Genomic DNA, 20,682 nt, shown 5'->3' on the forward strand with positions numbered 1-20,682 from the left:
GGAAGTGCCCATGCCTGCGCCGACTCATCCCCGCCCCCATACCGAAATCCTGGCCAACGGCTTGCGCGTGACCCTGCGTCACGTGCCCGGCCTGAAGCGCAGCGCCGCCGCTTTGCGGGTGGCTGCCGGTAGCCATGACGTACCGTTGGCGTGGCCGGGGCTGGCGCATTTCCTTGAGCATTTGCTGTTTCTCGGCACCGAGCGTTTTCCTGCACAGCATGGGCTGATGGCCTACGTGCAAGGTCACGGCGGCCAAGTGAATGCCAGCACTCGCGAGCGCACCACCGATTTCTTCTTTGAGTTGCCGCCAGCGTCCTTCAGCGGTGGGTTGGAGCGTCTGTCAGACATGCTCGCCCACCCGCGTATGAATCCGGACGATCAGTTGCGGGAACGTGAGGTGCTGCAGGCAGAGTTTGTCGCGTGGTCCCAGGACGCCACCGTTCAGCAGCAAGAGGCGCTGTTCGAGGGCTTGTCAGCAGCGCATCCGTTGCGTGGATTTCATGCCGGGAATCGCGACAGCCTGCCGGTAGAACACGCGGAGTTTCAACAGGCATTGAAAGGCGTCCATCAGCAGTTTTACCGCACCGGGCAAATGACCCTTAGTCTGGTCGGGCCGCAGAGTATTGAAGAGCTGCGAGCACTGGCCGAGCAATTTGCCGCCGCGCTGAAGGCTGGGGATAAAACTGCACAGGCAACCCCCGTTCGCTTGATGGACAACCCACAGGCAAGTTATCAACAGGTCGGCGAGCGGCGCGGCAATCTGCTGTTCGCGCTGGAGGACCTGCCGGAGTCGTCGGCCGAAGCGCTGGCGTTTCTTTGTCACTGGCTGAACAGCGCCAAACCCGGCGGACTGCTTGCCCGCCTGCAGCAGCAGGGTCTCGCTGACAGCTTGCAAGCTTGCGTACAGTATCAGTTCGTCGGGCAAGCCTTGCTGCATCTTCAGTTCACTCCAGCCTCCGGCTCGCTCGACCTCATTCGCGAACAATGGCTGGATTGGCTGAGTTTCTTCGCCGCGCAACAGGACTGGCAGGTATTGCGTGAGGAGTATGCGGCACAGCTTCAGCGTCAGCAGCAGGTCTGCGGCGCGCTCCAACGGGCGCGACTGGACAGTGAACAACTCGAAAGCGGACTCTCCGAATCGGCCGTTGCGGCGCTCAAAGCGATTCTCGGCAAAATCGGCACTGTGGATAACTTCAGTAGCCATTGGCATCTGCCCACTGCCAACCCGTTTTTGCGTACGGCCGAACCACTGGCCAACGCTGGCCTGATCCGTGGCCAGACCAGCGCCCACCGAGGCTTGCGCACATTCGCTCAAGATCGCTCGCGCGGCCGGCGTGAACGCTCGCCGATGCAATTCAGCCAGGCGCTGCCAGATAACACTGACGAAGGTGCGGTGTATGTGCGCTGGCAAATGGAAGCGGCGGCCACGGCCGAGCTGCAAGCGAAACTGCAACGCCGCCTGCGGGAAGTGTCTGACGACGCACGTCAGGCCGGGGTCGAGCTTTCGTTCAGTGTCTCGGGCAATCAGTGGCTGTTGAGGGTCACCGGTCTGCAGGACATATTGCCCGACGTCCTGGAGCATGCGCTGAAACATCTGACGCAAGTTGACTCTGATTCTGCGCCAAGTGAGCCGGAAGAGCCGTTGATACCGATTCGCCAATTGCTCAAGGCATTACCCGAGCACTGCCTGCAATCGCCAACGACGTCTGACGATGTCGCACACCTGTGGACAACTTCCCGCTGGGACGGTCTGGCGTTGGGGCTCAATCCACAGACCCAGTCAGCCATGGGCCTGGCCCTGAGTCGCATCCCTGGCATCCCGGACAGTCAAATTCCCGCACCGTCGACAATGAACTCTGGATACCGATGGAGTCAGATCGACAGCACTTCCAGCGAACACGCCTTGTTGCTGTTCTGTCCGATCGCCAGCCACCAGATCGACGGCGAAGCCGCGTGGCGCTTGCTCGCACACCTGTGCCAGACGCCGTTCTACCAACGCCTGCGAGTCGAACTGCAACTCGGTTATGCGGTGTTCAGCGGGTTGCGCCAGGTCCATGGCCAGAGCGGAATGCTGTTCGGTGTGCAATCGCCAACGACCAACGCCGAGCAACTGCTCAGCCACGTTCAGCAGTTCCTCGACGGCTTGCCGGCCATTATCGAACAGCTTGATGACGCCAATCTTGCCCAGCAACGCCAGACGCTTGCCGATCAGTTCGATGAAAATGTCCTGTCCGGCAAAGATGCGGCCGAGCTCCTGTGGCAGGCCCGCCTCGCCGGCCACTCGTCGGATTATCTGGTGCAATTGCGCAGTGCCATCGCTCAAGTGGATCGCCCGGCATTGCAGGCCGCCACACAACGCCTGATTCGCGCCGAGGGCGGCTGGCACGGCCTGTCCAACAACCCAGCGCCGGGCGCGCCATGGCGAGTCGCAAAATGATCATTACCGGGGCTGCAAGGAGCTTTCTCAAAGATTCACGGGCAAACCCCCTGAAATTTTGAGTAACATAGCCACCTAACTATTTGCAACATCCCTGCGCTGCTGTGGACTATACCTATGGATAGCGCTATCTCACCCACCTGAAGAAGGAGTCACCCGATGGCTTGGACCAAACCTGCTTACACCGACCTGCGCATCGGCTTCGAAGTCACCATGTACTTCGCCAGCCGCTGAGTCCTGCCTCAAGCAGAACACTGCAGTGCAACGCCTCGGCTCGCCGGGGCGTTTTATTTTCAGCGTTGAAATGATGGAGCGTTCATGTTCGTCCAGATTCTGGGTTCGGCCGCCGGTGGCGGTTTTCCGCAGTGGAACTGCAACTGCGTCAATTGCGCCGGTTTTCGCGACGGCAGCCTGAATGCCAAGGCCCGCACCCAATCGTCCATCGCGATTTCCGATGACGGCGTGAACTGGGTGCTGTGCAATGCCTCGCCGGACATCCGCGCGCAGCTTCAGGGCTTCGCGCCGATGCAACCGGGCCGTGCCCTGCGTGACACCGGCATCAGCGCGATCATCCTGATGGACAGCCAGATCGACCACACCACCGGCCTGCTCAGTCTGCGCGAAGGCTGCCCGCATCAAGTCTGGTGCACGGACATGGTTCACGAAGACCTGAGCACCGGTTTTCCGTTGTTCACCATGCTCAAACACTGGAACGGCGGGCTTGACTGGAACCGTATAGAACTCGACCAGAGCTTCACCGTCGCGGCGTGCCCGAACCTGCGCTTCACCCCGCTGCCGTTGCGCAGTGCGGCACCGCCCTACTCGCCGCACCGCTTCGATCCGCACCCGGGCGACAACATCGGCCTGATCGTCGAAGACCTCAGCACCGGCGGCAAACTGTTCTATGCCCCGGGCTTGGGCAAGGTCGATGCGCCGTTGCTGGAAATCATGGCTGGCAGCGACTGCGTGCTGGTGGACGGGACGATGTGGGACGACGATGAAATGCAGCGCCGTGGCGTCGGCACTCGCACCGGTCGCGAAATGGGCCACCTGGCGCAGAACGGCCCCGGCGGCATGCTCGAAGTGCTGGAACAGCTTCCCGAGCAGCGCAAGGTGCTTATCCACATCAACAATACCAATCCGATTCTCGACGAAGACTCGCCAGAGCGCGCGGAACTGGTGCGGCGCAATGTTGAAGTGGCGTATGACGGCATGAGTATTGTCCTGTAACGCATGGCCCGGAGAACCGCAATGACCGACACCCCGCTGTCCCCCGCCGAATTCGAAGCGGCCCTGCGCGCCAAGGGCGCCTACTACCACATACATCACCCGTATCACGTGGCGATGTATGAAGGCCGGGCCACCCGCGAGCAGATCCAGGGCTGGGTCGCCAACCGTTTCTACTATCAGGTGAACATCCCCCTGAAAGACGCGGCGATCCTCGCCAACTGCCCGGATCGAGAGATCCGCCGCGAGTGGATTCAGCGCCTGCTCGACCACGACGGTGCGCCAGGCGAAGACGGCGGCATCGAAGCCTGGCTGCGCCTCGGGCAGGCCGTTGGCCTCGACCCGGACCAACTGCGTTCACAGGAACTGGTGCTACCCGGCGTGCGTTTCGCCGTCGACGCCTACGTCAACTTCGCCCGCCGCGCCAGTTGGCAGGAAGCCGCAAGCAGTTCATTGACCGAGCTGTTCGCGCCGCAGATTCACCAGTCGCGCCTCGACAGCTGGCCGCAGCATTACCCGTGGATCGACCCGGCCGGCTACGAGTATTTCCGTACCCGCCTCGGTCAGGCCCGGCGCGATGTCGAGCACGGTCTGGCGATCACCCTGGAGCACTACAAGACGCGCGAAGGCCAGGAGCGCATGCTGGAAATTCTCCAGTTCAAACTGGACATCCTTTGGAGCATGCTCGATGCCATGAGCATGGCCTACGAACTGAACCGCCCGCCGTATCACAGCGTCACCGATCAACGGGTCTGGCATAAAGGAATCGCCTTATGAGTTTCGACCGCAGCAAGACCCCGACCTGGCGCCCCGGCTACCGCTTCCAGTACGAGCCGGCCCAGAAAGGCCACGTGCTGCTGTACCCGGAAGGCATGATCAAACTCAATGAAAGTGCCGCGCTGATCGGCGGCCTGATCGATGGTGAGCGGGATGTCGCGGCGATCATCGCCGAACTCGACAGTCAGTTCCCCGGCGTGCCCGAGCTCGGTGACGACATCGAGCAATTCATGGAGGTTGCCCGTGCGCAGCACTGGATCGAACTTGCCTGAGTCATCGGTGCAAGTCCCGGCCAAACCGGAAACCGGCCTGCCGCTGTGGCTGCTCGCCGAGCTGACCTATCGTTGCCCTCTGCAATGCCCGTATTGCTCCAATCCGCTGGATTTCGCCGAGCAGGGCAAAGAGCTGAGCACCGAGCAGTGGATCAAGGTATTCCGCGAGGCGCGGGAGATGGGCGCGGCGCAACTGGGCTTTTCCGGCGGCGAACCATTGGTGCGTCAGGACCTTGCGGAGCTGATCCGTGAAGCGCGTCAGTTGGGTTTCTACACCAACCTGATCACCTCCGGCATCGGCCTGACCGAACAGAAGATCAGCGACTTCAAGAAGGCCGGGCTCGACCACATCCAGATCAGTTTCCAGGCCAGCGACGAGCAAGTGAACAACCTGCTCGCCGGCTCGAAAAAAGCCTTCGCACAGAAACTGGAAATGGCTCGGGCGGTGAAGGCCCACGGCTATCCGATGGTGCTGAACTTCGTCACTCATCGGCACAACATTGACAAGATCGACCGCATCATCGAGCTGTGCATCGCGCTCGAAGCGGACTTCGTCGAACTCGCCACCTGCCAGTTCTACGGCTGGGCGCAGCTCAATCGTGTCGGCCTGTTACCGACCAAGGAACAACTGGTCCGCGCCGAACGCATCACCAATGAATACCGCGCCAAGCTGGAAGCCGAAGGGCATCCGTGCAAGCTGATTTTCGTCACCCCGGACTATTACGAAGAGCGCCCGAAAGCCTGCATGAATGGCTGGGGCAGCATCTTTCTGACGGTCACGCCGGACGGCACCGCCCTGCCCTGTCATGGCGCGCGCCAGCTGCCGGTACAATTTCCCAATGTGCGCGATCACAGCATGCAGCACATCTGGTATGACTCGTTCGGCTTCAACCGCTTTCGCGGTTATGACTGGATGCCCGAGCCGTGCCGCTCCTGCGATGAGAAAGAACAGGACTTCGGCGGCTGCCGCTGCCAGGCGTTCATGCTCACGGGCGATGCCAGCAATGCCGACCCGGTATGCAGCAAGTCCGAACATCACGGCGTGATCCTCAAGGCCCGCGAAGAAGCCGAGCACGCCACCCAGACCATTGAACAACTGGCCTTTCGCAATGAACGAAACTCGCGCCTCATCGCCAAAGGCTGAGCCTTTCAGCGCCACCGCCGCCGTTGCTGCCGGCGTGGATTTCGCCGAATTGCAACTCGGTGCCCATGGCTTGTTCTGGAATGAATACCGGCCGGCAGATGCCGCGTGCCGGATCTGGCACTGGCGCGATGGCGTGGCGAAATGTCTGACGCCAACGGGTTTCAGCGTTCGCAGCCGGGTGTACGAATATGGTGGTGGGGCGTTTTGTCTGACGCCTGAGGGGATTGTTTTCGTCAACGAGGTGGATCAACAGCTGTACCGCCAGACGTTGGACGGGGAGCCCGAGGTTCTGACGTCGGGTGAGTGCCGATATGGCGATCTGCATTTTGCCAACGGTCAGGTGCTGGCCGTTGAAGAGAAAGGTGAATGCCATCGGCTGGTGGCCATCGATCTGGAGAATGGCGTACACCATAGGCTGGTTAAGGGTGCGGATTTTTATGCATCGCCGATCATCAGCCCGGACGGCCAGCGTCTGGCGTGGATCGAGTGGAGCCGTCCGCATCAACCGTGGACTTCCACACGATTAATGCTCGCTGAGCGTTCGGATAACGGGTTTTCTGCACCACGTTGCGTGGCGGGTGAAACGCTTGAAGAGTCGATCCAGCAACCGCGCTTCGATGCCAATGGCCGACTGGGCTGTCTGACCGACCGTGGTGGATATTGGCAGCCGTGGGTCGACTCTGCAGACGGCTTGAAACCGTTGCCTTGTGCTGCAGCCGATCACGCGCCGGCCCCATGGCAACTTGGTGGGTGCACCTGGCTGCCTATGGAAGAAGGCTTTTTGGCGAGCTGGAGCGAAGGCGGTTTCGGTCGTCTGGCGCTCAACGGCGAAGAATTCACCGGCGACTACAGTCGCTTCCGTCATCTGGCTGTCGACGACCAGTTCATTTACTGCATCGCCGCTTCACCGATCAGCCCTTCAGCGGTACTCGCCATCGTTCGAGATTCGCATGAAGTGAAAGTCCTGGCCGGCGGCATTGCACCGCTGCCCGCCGATCGCATCAGCCGACCGCAAACCCTGCGTTATCCCAGCGGTTCAGGTGAAGCGCACGGCTTCTTTTACCCGGCCACCAATGGCGATGCGAAATCGCCGCTGGTGGTGTTCATCCACGGCGGCCCGACGTCGGCCTGCTACCCGATGCTCGACCCGCGCATCCAGTACTGGACGCAACGCGGCTTTGCTGTCGCCGACCTCAATTACCGGGGCAGTAGCGGTTATGGCCGGGAGTATCGGCAGGCGCTGCATCTGAGCTGGGGTGCGGTGGATGTCGAGGATGCCTGTGCGGTAGTGGCCTACCTGAATGATCGCGGCATGATCGACGGCGACTGTGCATTCATCCGTGGCGGCAGCGCTGGCGGCTACACAACGCTGTGCGCCCTGGCGTTCCATCAAGTGTTCCGCGCCGGCGCCAGCCTGTATGGCGTCAGTGACCCGGTGGCACTGGCCCGCGCGACGCACAAGTTCGAAGGCGATTATCTGGACTGGCTGATCGGCGATCCGGAGCAAGATGCCGAACGCTACGCGGCCCGCACGCCGTTGCTGCACGCAGGCAACATTCGCGTACCGGTGATTTTCTTCCAGGGTGAACTGGACGCCGTGGTCGTGCCGCAACAGACCCGCGACATGGTCGCGGCCCTGGAGCAAAACGGCATTGAGGTCGAAGCGCATTACTACGCCGACGAGCGTCACGGCTTCCGCCGGGCCATCAATCAGGCCCATGCGCTGGAGCAAGAATGGCGCTTCTACCGGCGAGTGATGGGCCTGGCGGAGTGAAAATCAGCGCTTGGCGATGATGTACACAGCGTGCACGATCCCCGGGATATAACCGCACAGCGTCAGCAGAATGTTCAGCCAGAACGCGCCGCCGAACCCGACCTGCAGAAACACACCCAGTGGCGGCAACAGAATGGCAATGATGATTCGAATGAAGTCCATGGGTCAGCTCCTGATTGGGGGTTGGCTCACCTGAGCCATACAAGCTAATCGACCTGTGCCGTTTGTCAGGGTTCAGTGCTATTGCCAGTCAGCGCGCAGAAGGCCACTCAAGTCAGAATTTGCAGACCGTGTTTCTGCACGATACTGAGCAGCTTCAGAGCCATGCCGCTCGGATGCTTGTCTCCTGATTCCCATTGTTTGACGGTCGAAGCACTGGTGTTCAAATAACGCGCGAACACGGGCTGGCTGACGTTGTTGCCCTCACGCAACGCCTTGATCTGCTCCGCCGGGATCGCATCTGGAACCACCGCAAGGCACGACTCATCAAACTCACGCATCGTTGACTTGCTGATAGCGCCGATTGCATGCAGAGCAATTGCCGACTCGTGCACTGATTCAAATACGTCGCTCTTGAATTTTTTACTCATGAGTTATCTCTCTTGCCGATGGCCAATACAGAAACACTGCAGCCGTTATCTCTCAAGCAATAAACCGCCCTGGAAAAACCTGGCCACAAAAAAACGCCCCACGCCAAAAGAATCAGGCGTGGGGCGTGCGTTATACCGCGAGACGGTTCTTGAATTCGGGTGGGAAACTTCAGCTCAGACGGCAATCCCTTTGCGGCATTGCAGTTGCGCGGTGCGTACCCGGGAGAAAGCTCGGGCCAGGCGCAGGAGCATTTCGTCGATGTTGGCCTTGCTGACGGTGAGTGCCGGAGTGAAGCGCAGGCAGTTGGCTTGTGGGGCGTTGAGCAGCAAGCCTTCATGCAGCGCGGCTTTGACCACGGCCTCGGCGGAGTCTTCCGACAGAGTCAGTCCCCAGAACAGCCCTTGCCCACGCAACTCACCATGCTCATAACGATGCGCCAGACGGGCGAGCCCTTCGCGCAGATGCTGGCCGTTGTCGCGGATCTGTTCGAGGAATGCGCGGTCCTGCACGCTGTCGAGCACCACTAGTCCTGCGGCGGTCATCAGCGCGTTGCCGTGATGAGTACCGCCCAGCTCGCCGGAGTCGAAGCAGCAGGCCTTGCCTCGCGCCAGCAACGCCGCCAGTGGCACGCCACCGCCGAGGCCTTTGCCGAGTACGAGGATGTCGGCGCGAACGCCGTAGGACTGTTCCGCGAGCAAAGTGCCGCAACGACCGATACCGGTTTGTACTTCATCGAGGATCAACAGAATCCCCAACTCACGGCACAGACGTTCGACACCTTTAAGATAGCAATCAGTCGCCGGAATCACCCCGGCATCACTCTGGATCGGCTCCAGCATGATCGCCACGGTCTGCGCATCAACCGCTGCATGTAGCGCCGGCAGGTCGTTGAACGGCACCAGATCGAAACCCGGCAGCAGCGGCGCAAAACGGTTGTGCAGGTTGCAACTGTCCGACGCTGAAATCGTCGCCAGGCTACGCCCGTGACAGCCTTGTCGGGCGACAATGATCCGCGACGCGCCGCCACGATGCAGCTGGCCCCATTTGCGCGCCAGTTTGATCGCCGCTTCACACGCTTCGCTACCACTGTTGAGCAAGTACGCCTGATCACTTGAAGTGCTGGCACACAGGCGCTCGGCGAGGCTGAGCATGCCGCGATTGTGCAGGTTGAATCCAGGGTTGATCAGGGCTTGGGCCTGGCTGGCGATGGCCTTGACCAGCGCCGAAGGGCTGTGCCCGAGGCTGTTCGCTCCACCGGCCTGCGAGAAATCGAGGTATGCACGGTCATTGCTGTCCCACAGCCAGGAACCCTGACCACGAACAAAAACCTGCTGAGGTCGTTCGACGCTAGGCATCAGGCGCTCGGCATTCAGGCCATCAGCGGCATCCGTTTCATCGGTTTCAAAAGCCAGGTCATCGAGGCTCGGCGTCTGGCGCCGCAGGCTGAACAGATTCATTGAAAAAAACCCCGATTGAGGTTTTCTGAACTGCCTATGTAATCGTTATCGAAACAATCGCTGATCATTGCCCTTTCCGGCCCTGTAAGCCCCGTGGATGCGGTTAGACTAGGCTCACATACGGCCGCCGGCCATTTCGTTTTCCCAGCATTTTCGATAAGTGTTACTTATGGATTTCAAACAACTGCGTTATTTCGTCGCGGTCTACGAAGAAGGTCATGTCGGACGCGCCGCCGAGCGCTTGTCGATCTCCCAGCCGGCGCTGTCCCAGCAGATCCGTCATCTGGAACAGAACCTCGACGTGACTCTGTTCGAACGCAGCAGCAAACGCCTGTTGCCGACCCTCGCCGCCCATACGCTGTACAACCACGCCCTGCCGCTGCTCGACGGCATGCAGCGGGCGCGTGAGGCGCTGGGTAACTTCAAGGGTCAGGCACTGCGCACGCTGGCGATTGGCGTATTGCAAACCGTGCATACCAGCCTGGTGCCGCAAATGCTGGAGCGAGTACGCAAGGCCCAGCCGCATCTGGTGGTACAGATTTATGAACTGACGGGGCTTGAGATCGAGCGGCGACTGCTCAACGGCTCGCTGGATATCGGCATCAGCTATTTGCCGCCACGCCAACCGGGGCTGCACGGCGTGATGTTGTACGAAGATGAACTGACGCTGGTCATCCCGGCGGATCATCCGCTGCGGGAATTCAAGAAAGTCTCGATGAGTCAGGCCGCCGAATTGCCGATGTTGCTGCTGGGCGAAGAATTCCAGATCCGTCAGATCTGGCAGGCACAACTGGCCAGCCTCGGGCGTCGCCCACAAGTGCAAGCAGAACTGAACAATATGGTGGGGATTCTCGACAGCCTGCCGCACACCCGTCTGGCGACGGTGCTGCCCGGTCGTTCGCAAAAAGAGTACGACGATCAGGATCTGTTGTGGAAACCGTTGAGTGAGCCGCGTGTGCCATTGAAGGTCGGACTGGTGTGTCGCGACGTACAACGCCAGCAGGCGCCATTGGCCTTGCTGCGGACGTTGCTGGAGGAAGTGATGCAGCGCGAGGACAAACCGCTGAAAGGCGCGCCGGCCCTGGATCCGTTGAGCTGAACACTTTTCTGCGGGCAAAAGAAAACCCCGCCGAAGCGGGGCTTTGCAGACTGTTTCCCTGACATCCATTTCACTCCGCCACCCTGGCAGAATCCTACGTGTCCGTGTTGTTGCTTTGCGCTTCCTGCGCGACGTCCATGAAATGTAGATTAGCTCTGGATCCAATCTGCGCCTATGGGAGAACAGCAGCACGTGATGTAAGAGATCGCTTACATCACGTTACATCGTCAGAACTGCCCGGCATCCAGCAGGAACAGCGACTCGCTGCCAGCCTTCACCGACGCACTCAACGAGTGAATCCGCGGCAGCAGACGGGCGAAATAGAACCGTGCGGTGCCGAGTTTGCTCGCGTAGAAATCGTCCTGTGCTTCTTTGCCCAGCGAAGCCTTGGCCATCAGTGCCCACATGTAGGCGTAGGAAACGTAGCCAAACACTTGCAGATACTCGACCGACGCCGCACCGATTTCGTTCGGATTGGTTTTCGCCCGGTCCAGCAGCCACGAGGTCAGTTCGTCGAGGGTGTCGACGGCGTCATTCAGCGGTTTGGTGAACTCGCCGAGATCGGCACTGGCGGTCGCAGTGAAATGGCGGATCTCGTCGGCGAACAGTTTGTAGAACGCGCCGCCGCTGCCGACGATCTTGCGACCCACCAGGTCCAGCGCCTGAATGCCGTTGGTGCCTTCGTAGATCTGGGTGATGCGCACGTCGCGCACCAGTTGCTCCTGGCCCCACTCGCGGATGTAGCCGTGGCCGCCGAAGATCTGCTGGCCGTGGACAGTGGTTTCCAGGCCGAGGTCGGTCAGGAACGCCTTGGCCACTGGCGTCAGCAGCGCAACCAGGTCCTCGGCACGTTTACGGGTGGCAGCGTCTTCGCTGAACTTGGCAGTGTCGAGCTGCATAGCCACGTAAGTGGAGAACGCACGGCCGCCTTCGTTCGAGGCTTTCATGGTCAGCAACATGCGACGCACGTCCGGGTGGACGATGATCGGGTCGGCAACCTTGTCCTTGTTCTGCGCGCCGGTCGGCGAACGGCTTTGCAGGCGATCGCGGGCGTATTCGATGGCGTTCTGGTACGAACGCTCGCCGGTGGCCAGGCCCTGGATACCGACGCCCAGACGCTCGTAGTTCATCATGGTGAACATGGCGTTCAGGCCTTTGTTCGGTTCGCCAACCAGATAACCCACGGCTTCGTCGAAGTTCATCACGCACGTGGCCGAGGCCTGGATGCCCATCTTGTGTTCGATCGAACCGCAAGTCGCCGGGTTGCGCGCGCCCAGGCTGCCATCGGCATTGACCATGAACTTCGGCACCAGGAACAGCGAAATGCCTTTCGGCCCTGCCGGCGCGTCCGGCAGCTTGGCCAGCACCAGGTGGATGATGTTTTCGGTCAGGTCGTGTTCACCGCCGGTGATGAAGATCTTGGTGCCGCTGACCTTGTAGGAACCGTCGGCCTGAGGCTCGGCCTTGGTGCGGATGATGCCCAGATCAGTGCCGGCATGCGGCTCGGTCAGGCACATGGAACCAGCCCAGACGCCGGCGTACATGTTCGGCAGGTAAGCGGCTTTCAGCTCTTCGCTGGCGTGGGCGTTGATCGACAGGCACGCGCCGGCGGTCAGCATCGGATACAGACCGAAGGACAGGCTGGCGGAGTTGACCATCTCTTCGACCTGAGCCGACACGGCTTTGGGCATGCCCATGCCGCCGTATTCCGGATCACCGCCAACGCCAACCCAGCCGCCTTCAGCGTAAGTCTGATAGGCCTGTGGGAAACCGGCCGGCGTGGTGACGGCACCGTCGGCCCAGTGGCAGCCTTCTTCGTCGGCGGCACGGCTCAGGGGCGCGATGCTTTTGCTGGTGACCTTGCCGGCCTCTTCGAGAATGGCTTCAACGGTTTCCGCGTCCACGGTCTCGGCCAGGGCCGGCAGTTCGGCCCAGAGTTTGGCGACTTCGAACACTTCATTGAGGACGAAGCGCATATCGCGCAGCGGCGCTTTGTAGTCAGCCATGGCAAACCTCGCAAAGATCTAAACAGGTGATTCGTGGAAGGGTGATTTCGTTGAGCTGGAGTGTAACCCAACAACTTTTGCGACACATAGGGTCAGGCGGTGACTGATTTGTTATTTTTAGTCATAAGCATTCAGCCATAAAGAAGCCCGCAATCAGCGGGCTCTTTTGTTTAACAGGCGCGTGTTACAGCGCGAACAACTGCGCCGGCAGTTTCATCAGGCAATCACTGCCCGCCTCGATCGCCGCGCGATGCGCCGCAGTACGTGGCAATAACCGTTTGAAGTAAAACTCGCACGTCGCCAGTTTTCCCTGGCAGAAATCGCCATCACCCTCACCCGATTCCAGCTGTGCCTGTGCGACCAGCGCCATGCGCAGCCACAAATAGCCGAGGACGATGTAACCGCTGTACATCAGGTAATCCACCGACGCGGCGCCGACTTCATCCGGGTTCTTCATCGCGGCCATGCCGACCTTCATGGTCAGCTCGCCCCACTGTTGATTGAGGCCATCGAGCTGCGCCACAAACCCGCCCAGTTGCGCATGCCCGGCGTTAGCGGCGCAGAACTTGTGGACGATCTTGGTGAAGTTGCGCAGTAGCTTGCCCTGACTGCCAAGGACTTTGCGCCCGAGCAGATCCAGCGCCTGGATACCGTTGGTGCCTTCGTAGATCGGCGCGATCCGGCAATCGCGAACCAGTTGCTCCATGCCCCACTCGCGAATAAAACCGTGGCCGCCGAACACCTGCATGCCGTGGTTGGTCACCTCCAGGCCGGTGTCGGTCATGAACGCCTTGCAGATCGGCGTCAGGAACGCCAACAGGTCTTCGGCTTCCTGACGTGCGTCAGCATCCGAACTCAAGTGCGCGACATCGAGCATCTGTGCCGTGAAGTAAGTCAGTGCGCGGTTGCCTTCGTTGAAGGCTTTCATGGTCAGCAGCATGCGCCGCACGTCCGGGTGGACGATGATCGGATCCGCTGGTTTGTCCGGGGCCTTGGCGCCGGTCAGGGCGCGCATCTGCAAGCGGTCGTTGGCGTATTTGATTGCGCCCTGGAAACTCGCCTCGCCCAGACACAACCCCTGCATCCCGGTGCCGAGGCGCGCGTGGTTCATCATGGTGAACATGCAGTTCAGGCCCTTGTTCGGCTCGCCGATCAGGAAGCCTTTGGCGTCATCGAAGTTCAGCACGCAGGTGGCCGAGGCTTTGATGCCCATCTTGTGCTCGATCGAACCGCAGGAAACGCCGTTGCGCTCCCCCGCCTCACCGGCTGCGTCCGGGAGGAATTTCGGCACGATGAACAGCGAAATGCCTTTGGTCCCGGCCGGCGCGTCCGGCAGTTTGGCCAACACCAGATGAATGATGTTGTCACTCATGTCGTGCTCGCCGGCGGAGATGAAAATCTTGCTGCCGGTGACCGCATAACTGCCGTCGGCCTGAGGCACGGCGCGGGTCTTGATGATGCCCAGGTCGGTGCCGCAATGGGCTTCGGTCAGGCACATGGTGCCGGTCCACTGGCCGGCGGTGAGTTTGCGCAGATAGGTATTTTTCTGTTCTTCGGTGCCGTGCGCGTGGATCGCCGACATCGCGCCGTGGGTCAGACCCGGGTACATGCCCCAGGAGGTGTTGCTGGAGGCGACCATTTCGCTGATCACCAGCCCCAGCGAACTCGGCAGGCCCTGGCCGCCGTAGGTCGGATCCGCCGCCAGACCGTGCCAGCCACCTTCCACGTATTGTGCGAAGGCTTGCTTGAAGCCTGTAGGCGTTGTCACCACGCCGTTGTCGAAATGGCAGCCCTCTTCGTCACCGCTGCGATTGAGCGGGGCCAGAACGTTCTCACAGAACTTCGCGCCTTCGTCGAGGATCGCGTTGACCATGTCCGGGCTGGCGTCGTGGGCGCCGAGGGCCGCGTACTGAGTGTGAAAGTCAAAGACGTGGTCGATCAGAAAGCGCATGTCGCGCAGGGGAGCTTTGTACTCGGGCATGGTGGCTTCTCCTTCAGCAGATTTCTCCAACCTACTGCCGACCACCCTGCCCCACAATCACTGTCCAGACGCTGAATGCGCCGTCATCACTCAACCTGCGGCGCTGTCCATGCGCACCGCGCCACGGCGGTTCTGACCGAACGCGATCACACAGTTTCGGCCTGCACCTTTGGCGGCGTAGAGCGCTTCGTCGGCGGATTTGAGAACCTGCTCCGGGTTGCGCTGCTCCACCCGCTCGGCGACGCCGATGCTCACCGTCACGGACACACTGGACGCACCGGAACCGGCACGACGCTGGCGACCTTGCTGGTCGTCCTGCGGTCGGTTTTCCTGGTTGCGCAACTGGATGTTGTAGGACGCGATCGACTCGCGGATGACTTCCAGGTGCGGCATGCACTCTTCAAGTGTCTTGCCCGCAAACACCAGGGCGAATTCCTCACCGCCGTAGCGATACGCCCTACCGCCACCGCTGATTTTGGACAGCTTGCTGGCGACCAGACGCAAGACCTGATCCCCCACGTCGTGACCATGGGTGTCGTTGAATTTCTTGAAGTGATCGACGTCGCTCATCGCCAGCACATAGTTGCGACCCAGACGCTGCATGCGTTCGTTGAGTGCGCGACGGCCCGGCAGACCGGTGAGTTCGTCACGGAAGGCCATTTGATAGGCCTCGTGCGCCACGGCCGCCGCAATCATCAACATCACCTGGCTGCACATGATGTTCAGGGTGAACGGCAGGATGAAGGTTTTCGGCAGCATCCAGAACACCCCGAGCAGCCCCACCAGTTGCGCCGCGTGCAGCGGACGCGGGTTGCGCCAGTACTGCCAGGCGAGCAACAGGAACGCCGAGAGGAACACCGGATAGGACATCTGGATCAGGCTCATCCACGCGCCGTGCAGCGCCGGCCAGCGAATCTCCGAGAGCCACATCAGCAATGCCTGTGGGTAACTTTGCTCAAGCCCCAGCGCCACGCTGCCAAAAGCCAGCAGTACGGCAAAACGCGCCACCATGTCCTGGAACAGGTGCGTGCGTTCCTGCCATGCGGCAAACAGGCCAAACAACAAAGGCAACAGCAGGCAGACCAGATGGAACACCACGGCTGCGTCTTCGCGCACCTTGCCGTTGTCGCGGTAATAGTCGGTCTGGGTGTCGAGCAGGAAGTAGGCTATGTACACCGTGACCATCAGAAACAGCTCGCGCTGGCGTCGGTAAACCGCGCAATACGAACCGCCCAGCAACAACACCAAGGTCGGCAACACGTTAAACAGCGAGGTGAAGAACACGTTGAGGTCTTTGACGTACGCAGCCGCCAACCCCGCAAGCAACAACAGCAGTGACGGTATGAAATGACTGAAACGTACAGCGGAAGAACGCGGCAAGGGTAAAGCTCCGACCGTCTTGGCAAAGAGATGGCATTGTGCCTGCAATGTGGCCAGTTAAGCACACACAATGTGATCCAGATCACAGGCTGTCTCTTTAACGGCCGAATCCCTCGGTTTCTGAGCCTTCAATCAACGTTTTTTCCTTGGCGACGATGAAACTTTCGTCATGGCCATCATCTGTGATGGCCATGACGATCATTTCGACTCAAAGATCGTTGTAGAACGGCTGCAATGGCCCCTCCGCCGCCGGCCGGCCTTCAGCGCCGTAAGGCTTGAGATTGAGCGATGCGTCCGTCGCCTGACGGGTCGTGACTTTCGGACTGGCCGGACGCTGGGTCACGGCGTTTTCATCACCGATATGGCCCTGCGGGATCACCAGTGACGGGTGATCGAAAGGCGCCCGCTCCCAGGCGACGCGTGGATCGGTCAGGCCGACTTCCATGAATTTCACCAGGGCGTCGATTTCGTCAGGCGTCAGATTCAGCGCCGTCATGTCCGGATCGAGGTTGGAGGTGTTGTGCTGATTCACCGCCGGGTGCTCGAAACCGCTGGTGTTGTTGGAATCCTCACCGCGCCGGTCACCGCCACGGTTGTAGAACTCCATGACCTGTTTGAGCGTGGCGCGACTGCCGTTGTGGAAGTACGGGCCGGTCAGGGCAATGTTGCGCAGGGTCGGCGTCTTGAACGCGCCGTCGACCGAATCGCGGAACCCGACATTCGGCTTGAGCGTGGCGTCGCACGGAATGGCTGCACTCAGCGGCGCTTCGAAGGTGCATACGTCGACATCCAGCGGATCCACCGTCCGGCCGCCCTGCAACACGTTGTTGTACTGACGGGTGAACGACCACGGATTGCCCCAGGCATCCGCGCCGCCGAGGGCCAGATCTTCCGAAGTCGGGCGGACGCCGGTGTTGTAAAAGCCGTTGTCGTAGAGGGTGATCAGGTTGTCGGCCATCACCATCCGCTCGATACGTTCACGCGGATGCATCAGCAAGCGGCTGGCCGCGTTGGTCAGCTCCGCGCCGCCATGGCAATTGACGCATTTGCCTTTGCCGAGGAACAGGTTCATCCCCTCGACCTGCTGCGCGTTCATGGCGGTGTGGTCGCCTTGCAGGTAGGCATCGATCGGCGCCTGATCGGAGACCAGCGTGGCTTCGTACATCTGAATCGCCAGGCCAAAGAACAGCGGGAAGTTGGCCTCCATCTGAGTGTACGGCGCGCCGCCCACCGAGACGTTTTGCGTGGCATTCCACAACCGGGGCTGGAAGGCATTCTTGATCAGTTCGCGATAGGTCGGACGCCGCGCGCCGGACACTGGGCCGAGCACAGAATCGCTGGACGAAATCCGTTGCTGCTTGAGCATCAGCGTGTCCAGCATCCTGCGACCGATGTCGGCAAAGGTGCGACCACCGCAGGACATTTCCACCGGGCTGCCGGGCGGACCGACAGCTTGCGAGGCGGCAGACGCATCGTTGAGCGCCAGCCTGACTTTGGTGGCGACCGTGCTGCGTTCGCTGGTCACGTAAATCCCCGCATCGGGATCGCGATTGCCGAACGGCGAAAAACCGTTGAAGACGTTGTTGGCCCGACCGTCCCAGAAGTTGCGCACGTTGAACGCCGCGTTGATCACCGACGGCGCATTGCGCCCGGTGCTGCGCCGTACGTTGATGCCGCCGACCTGGAACAGGCCGTCCGGCTGCTGGGTGCATTTGTCGAACCGTGGCTGATTGGGTTTGACGAAGTTGGCATCGAACACGCCTTGGGAACCGACCACATCGTCGGTCGAGTAAACGATGGGCGAATTGCGTTCCAGCGGATTGCTCAGCACGTGGGTCGGGAAGTCGGTTTTCTTCAGCGTGTAGTTCGGGCCGCCCTTGCCGCCGGACAACGTGGCGTAGGTCGCCACGTCGCCGGGAATGTCGGAGGCCGCAAACGGTTTGTTGAAAATCGACGCGACGTTGGCATTGGTGTTGGCCTGGCCAGGGTTGAGCTGGTTGGTGATGCGGTGATCGACCCCGGCATGGTAGTGGCAGGAGGCGCACGCAGTCGCGCCGTCGCTGCCGATCTCCATGTCCCAGAACAACGCCTTGCCCAACAGGATCGCGGCAGAGCGGTTGAGCACGTAGTCGGTCATCAGGTCGACCTTGCGTCCGCCTTCGGTCCCGGAGGGGTCCGGCGGCACCATGCCGCGCAAGGATTGCAGCGACGGCACCTCGGGCACGGGAGGATCGACCACGGCGGGGTCGGCGGCCCATGCGCTGTGGACTGACAGCGCGATGGGTAACCAGAAGGTCAAACGAGCGAGTCGACTGATGTTCATAGGCTTCACCCTGACTGTTGTTGTTAAGTGCCGGGCGTCATGCTTCTTTGAGCAGGCAGTTCTCGTTAGCACCGGTAATTCGGGCAGTGCAATTAATTGGCCACTCTTCTGGAAACATCTTGAATCAATCAGGACAGGGGATCGGCTGAGCAAAGCCGTCATCGATGCTGGGGAATCAGCCCCGGGATTGGGGAAATCCGGGCATAAAAAAACCGCTGCCCCCTAAGGAGCAGCGGTTTTTAGAACGGCCGCGTTAAGGCTTAGTAGCCCAGCGAGAAGTTCTCTTCCTTCATGTCCATCAGGTTGTTTGCACCCGACAGCATGGTTGCCACGTGCGTACGGGTACGCGGCAGGATGCGCTGGAAGTAGAAGCGCGCGGTTTGCAGCTTGGCGGTGTAGAAGGCTTCGTCGGTGGTGCCGGCAGCCAGTTTTTCAGCAGCCAGACGCGCCATGTCAGCCCAGAAGTAGGCCAGGCAGGCGTAACCGGAGTACATCAGGTAGTCCACGGAGGCCGCGCCGACTTCTTCGCGATCTTTCATGGCAGCCATACCGACCTTCATGGTCAGCTCGCCCCACTCTTTGTTCAATGCAGCCAACGGGGTGACGAATTCTTTAACGGCTTCGTTGCCTTCGTTGTTCTGGCAGAACTTGTGGACGATCTTGGTGAAGCCTTTGAGAGCCTCGCCTTGAGTCATCAGCACTTTACGGCCCAGCAGGTCGAGAGCCTGGATGCCGGTGGTGCCCTCGTACAGCATCGAGATGCGGCTGTCGCGAACGTTCTGCTCCATGCCCCACTCGGCGATGAAGCCATGGCCGCCGTAGATCTGCACGCCGTGGTTGGCGGATTCGAAACCGACTTCAGTCATGAACGCTTTGGCGATCGGAGTCATGAAGGCCAGCAGTGCGTCGGCTTTCTTCTTCTCTTCTTCGTCCACGCCGTACTTGACGATGTCGACCTGTTTGGCGGTGAAGTACACCATCGCACGGTTGCCTTCGGCGAATGCCTTCATGGTCAACAGCATGCGGCGTACGTCTGGGTGAACGATGATCGGGTCAGCGGCTTTTTCCGGCGCTTTCGGGCCAGTCAGGGAGCGCATTTGCAGACGATCGCGAGCGTATTTCAGGCCGCCCTGGAAACCGATTTCGGCGTGGGCCAGACCTTGCAGTGCGGTGCCCAGACGTGCGGTGTTCATGAAGGTGAACATGCAGTTCAGGCCTTTGTTCGCCGGGCCGATCAGGAAACCGGTGGCGCCGTCGAAGTTCATCACGCAAGTGGCGTTGCCGTGGATGCCCATCTTGTGTTCCAGCGAGCCGCAGCTCACAGCGTTGCGAGCGCCAACAGTGCCATCGGCATTCGGCATGAACTTCGGAACGATGAACAGGGAAATGCCTTTGGTGCCGGCCGGTGCATCCGGCAGGCGGGCCAGTACGATGTGGACGATGTTGTCGGCCATGTCGTGTTCACCGGCCGAGATGAAGATCTTGGTGCCGGAGACTTTGTAGGAACCGTCGGCCTGAGGTTCGGCCTTGGTGCGCAGCATGCCCAGGTCGGTGCCGCAGTGCGGCTCGGTCAGGCACATGGTGCCGGTCCATTCGCCGGAAACCAGTTTGGTCAGATAGGCTTCTTGCTGCTCTGGGGTGCCGTGCTCGGAGATGGTGTTCATCGCACCGTGCGAAAGGCCCGGGTACATGCCCCACGACCAGTTGGCTTCGCCGACCATTTCGCTGACAGCCAGGCCCAGCGACTCAGGCAAGCCTTGACCGCCGTGCTCGACGTCATGGGCCAGGCTTGGCCAGCCGCCTTCCACGAATTGCTTGTAGGCCTCTTTGAAGCCAGTCGGGGTTTTCACGCCGGACTCGCTCCAGGTGCAACCTTCGATGTCGCCCACGCGGTTCAGCGGTGCCAGCACCTGCTCACAAAACTTGGCGCCCTCTTCGAGAATGGCGTCAACCATGTCCGGCGTTGCGTCTGCGCACGCTGGAAGGCTCTGATAGTGCGCTTCGTAGCCGAGCAGTTCGTCACGAACGAAGCGAATATCACGCAAGGGGGCCTTGTAGTCAGGCATAGCGATAAACCTCTGCTGATGTAACCGGGAATGAACGACCGCATTGATTTGTTGTGACGGTCAAACAGTTGTTTGAAACATACGTTTACGCCGAAATCTTGTCAAGCGTCGTTCTTTTGCCATTCGTCATCGCATTTTCCGAACGCCG

At 60.6% G+C, this 20,682-nt stretch carries 16 protein-coding genes; 8 read left to right on the plus strand and 8 right to left on the minus strand.

Going from position 1 to position 20,682, the window contains the following annotated elements; translation table 11 throughout:
• The first annotated feature begins 10 nt into the window (after window positions 1-10).
• The 7 genes from pqqF (at window position 11) to JJN09_RS20455 (ending at window position 7,631) form a co-directional block, all read left to right on the plus strand.
• Window positions 11-2,437, plus strand: a complete 2,427-nt coding sequence (gene pqqF / locus JJN09_RS20425; protein WP_249483341.1) for a pyrroloquinoline quinone biosynthesis protein PqqF — start codon at window positions 11-13, stop codon at window positions 2,435-2,437.
• Between the two features lie 159 nt (window positions 2,438-2,596).
• Window positions 2,597-2,671 (plus strand): pyrroloquinoline quinone precursor peptide PqqA, encoded by a 75-nt coding sequence (gene pqqA / locus JJN09_RS20430; RefSeq protein ID WP_003444522.1) that lies wholly within the window; start codon window positions 2,597-2,599, stop codon window positions 2,669-2,671.
• 84 nt (window positions 2,672-2,755) lie between these two features.
• Window positions 2,756-3,667, plus strand: coding sequence for a pyrroloquinoline quinone biosynthesis protein PqqB (gene pqqB / locus JJN09_RS20435; protein WP_249483343.1), 912 nt, complete (start codon window positions 2,756-2,758; stop codon window positions 3,665-3,667).
• Window positions 3,668-3,688: 21 nt separating this feature from the next.
• Window positions 3,689-4,441 carry a pyrroloquinoline-quinone synthase PqqC gene (gene pqqC, locus JJN09_RS20440; RefSeq protein ID WP_011336228.1) on the plus strand — a complete coding sequence of 251 codons (753 nt, stop codon included), beginning with the start codon at window positions 3,689-3,691 and terminating at the stop codon, window positions 4,439-4,441.
• Window positions 4,438-4,713: a pyrroloquinoline quinone biosynthesis peptide chaperone PqqD gene (gene pqqD / locus JJN09_RS20445; protein ID WP_249483345.1), complete on the plus strand. Its 276-nt coding sequence runs from the start codon at window positions 4,438-4,440 to the stop codon at window positions 4,711-4,713. Before pqqC ends, pqqD begins: the two co-directional genes overlap by 4 nt.
• Before the next feature lie 7 nt (window positions 4,714-4,720).
• A complete protein-coding gene (pqqE, locus tag JJN09_RS20450; RefSeq protein ID WP_249490833.1) occupies window positions 4,721-5,857 on the plus strand; it encodes a pyrroloquinoline quinone biosynthesis protein PqqE in 1,137 nt (378 codons plus the stop codon).
• Window positions 5,823-7,631 carry a S9 family peptidase gene (locus JJN09_RS20455; RefSeq protein WP_249483347.1) on the plus strand — a complete coding sequence of 603 codons (1,809 nt, stop codon included), beginning with the start codon at window positions 5,823-5,825 and terminating at the stop codon, window positions 7,629-7,631. Before pqqE ends, JJN09_RS20455 begins: the two co-directional genes overlap by 35 nt.
• 3 nt (window positions 7,632-7,634) lie before the next feature.
• Here the strand turns inward: JJN09_RS20455 and JJN09_RS20460 are convergent, their stop codons facing one another.
• The 3 genes from JJN09_RS20460 to JJN09_RS20470 all read right to left on the minus strand — a co-directional run bounded on the left by JJN09_RS20460 (window position 7,635) and on the right by JJN09_RS20470 (window position 9,679).
• Complete coding sequence (locus JJN09_RS20460) at window positions 7,635-7,793, minus strand: YqaE/Pmp3 family membrane protein (RefSeq protein ID WP_003228885.1); 159 nt, start codon at window positions 7,791-7,793, stop codon at window positions 7,635-7,637.
• A gap of 107 nt (window positions 7,794-7,900) precedes the next feature.
• Window positions 7,901-8,221, minus strand: coding sequence for a DNA-binding transcriptional regulator (locus JJN09_RS20465; RefSeq protein ID WP_249483349.1), 321 nt, complete (start codon window positions 8,219-8,221; stop codon window positions 7,901-7,903).
• Window positions 8,222-8,395: 174 nt separating this feature from the next.
• Window positions 8,396-9,679 carry an aspartate aminotransferase family protein gene (locus JJN09_RS20470; RefSeq protein WP_249483350.1) on the minus strand — a complete coding sequence of 428 codons (1,284 nt, stop codon included), beginning with the start codon at window positions 9,677-9,679 and terminating at the stop codon, window positions 8,396-8,398.
• A gap of 169 nt (window positions 9,680-9,848) precedes the next feature.
• Between JJN09_RS20470 and JJN09_RS20475 the strand changes: the two genes are divergently transcribed.
• The gene (locus JJN09_RS20475) at window positions 9,849-10,778 is read left to right on the plus strand and encodes a LysR family transcriptional regulator (protein ID WP_249483352.1); all 930 of its coding nucleotides are present in this window, start codon (window positions 9,849-9,851) and stop codon (window positions 10,776-10,778) included.
• A 227-nt stretch (window positions 10,779-11,005) separates the two neighbouring features.
• Here the strand turns inward: JJN09_RS20475 and JJN09_RS20480 are convergent, their stop codons facing one another.
• The 5 genes from JJN09_RS20480 to JJN09_RS20500 form a co-directional block, all read right to left on the minus strand.
• Complete coding sequence (locus JJN09_RS20480; RefSeq protein WP_249483354.1) at window positions 11,006-12,784, minus strand: acyl-CoA dehydrogenase C-terminal domain-containing protein; 1,779 nt, start codon at window positions 12,782-12,784, stop codon at window positions 11,006-11,008.
• Window positions 12,785-12,968: 184 nt separating this feature from the next.
• Entirely contained in the window at window positions 12,969-14,765 is a 1,797-nt protein-coding gene (locus tag JJN09_RS20485; RefSeq protein ID WP_249483356.1) for an acyl-CoA dehydrogenase C-terminal domain-containing protein, read from the minus strand.
• Between the two features lie 90 nt (window positions 14,766-14,855).
• The gene (locus JJN09_RS20490) at window positions 14,856-16,145 is read right to left on the minus strand and encodes a GGDEF domain-containing protein (RefSeq protein ID WP_249483358.1); all 1,290 of its coding nucleotides are present in this window, start codon (window positions 16,143-16,145) and stop codon (window positions 14,856-14,858) included.
• A gap of 208 nt (window positions 16,146-16,353) precedes the next feature.
• Window positions 16,354-18,468 carry a cytochrome-c peroxidase gene (locus tag JJN09_RS20495; RefSeq protein ID WP_249483361.1) on the minus strand — a complete coding sequence of 705 codons (2,115 nt, stop codon included), beginning with the start codon at window positions 18,466-18,468 and terminating at the stop codon, window positions 16,354-16,356.
• 260 nt (window positions 18,469-18,728) lie between these two features.
• Complete coding sequence (locus tag JJN09_RS20500; RefSeq protein WP_249483363.1) at window positions 18,729-20,534, minus strand: phenylacyl-CoA dehydrogenase; 1,806 nt, start codon at window positions 20,532-20,534, stop codon at window positions 18,729-18,731.
• Between the last annotated feature and the right edge of the window lie 148 nt (window positions 20,535-20,682).

Origin of the sequence: Pseudomonas sp. HS6, assembly GCF_023375815.1 — a bacterium.
Taxonomy (GTDB): domain Bacteria; phylum Pseudomonadota; class Gammaproteobacteria; order Pseudomonadales; family Pseudomonadaceae; genus Aquipseudomonas.